Annotated in this window: 1 pseudogene; it reads left to right on the plus strand. The window is 44.7% G+C overall.

Annotated features, from left to right (window positions below):
- Positions 1 to 1025: pseudogene (locus A3757_RS27400) on the plus strand (hypothetical protein); the annotation flags it as partial.

A 1025-nucleotide genomic window follows, 5' to 3' on the forward strand; every position in this document is an offset into this window, starting at 1 on the left:
TATTCATGGAGGGCGTGAATTCGATCAGGACGAGAATGTCAGCTCATCTGATGCTATGGATGAATACTTCTTTGATATGCTTGGCTCAGTTGCCGATCAGCAACCTTTAAAAGACTTAGATACAATACACAAAAACAAGCTTAGTGACGCGGAATTACACTCTCTAGACTCCGTGAATGTAATGCATACAAGGTCTAAAGAGCCACTTGAAGGCAGAGTAGGATCCAAGTTAAAGCCTAAGGTTATTGCAAAAGCAAATTTTGCAAAAGTGAAGCCGGCTAAGCCTCAATTTGCTGAGCCTGAAAGATCAAAAATTTCACCTCTGATTATACCTGCTGCATTTCCAAAGCTTGCGCCGGTTAAAACCAAGCCGAGTGTTAAAGAGTCATCTGAGCAGAACCTTAAAGTAAAGCAAAAGCTTGAAGTTAAGACCGAGCAAAAGACTGAACAAAAGCTTCAGACTAAGCTAGATAGAAAGACGGCCTTAGCGATTCTGGAGAAGAAAAAGTCAAAGTTGAGCGCGGCTCAGCTTTCCCGCTTGGAAGCGAAGCTTGGTCTTAAAGCCGAGCCCGAGCTTAAAACAAAGGTTAAGCAAGAAGTACTTGTTGAAACTGTCGACAAGCCAAAGGTATCCGTTTCTGCACCTGCACCCCTGAGTGATACCAAGGTAGACGCTAAAGTTCAGGCTAGGGAGGCTGTGACTACTGAAGTTTCTGAAATTGAAAAGATACATGAAAAAAGAACAGCTTTGGTTACGCCTGGTGAGCCTGGACAAGTTGGGCCGCCTTCATGGGCTCAAGATCGCTTCGAGTGTTTGATCTTTTCTGTAGCAGGTTTAAAGCTTGCGGTGCCTTTAGTTTCTCTCGGTGCAATCTATAAAATTGAAAAGGAGCTCACGCCAATTGTCGGCCGGGCAGATTATTTTATGGGCTTGTATAGACATTTGGATAGAAATGTCAGAGTGGTCGATACAGCTCAATGGGTCATGCCGGACCGTTGGAGCGAGGATGCTCGGGCCGGATATC

The organism is Oleiphilus sp. HI0117, from assembly GCF_001635235.1.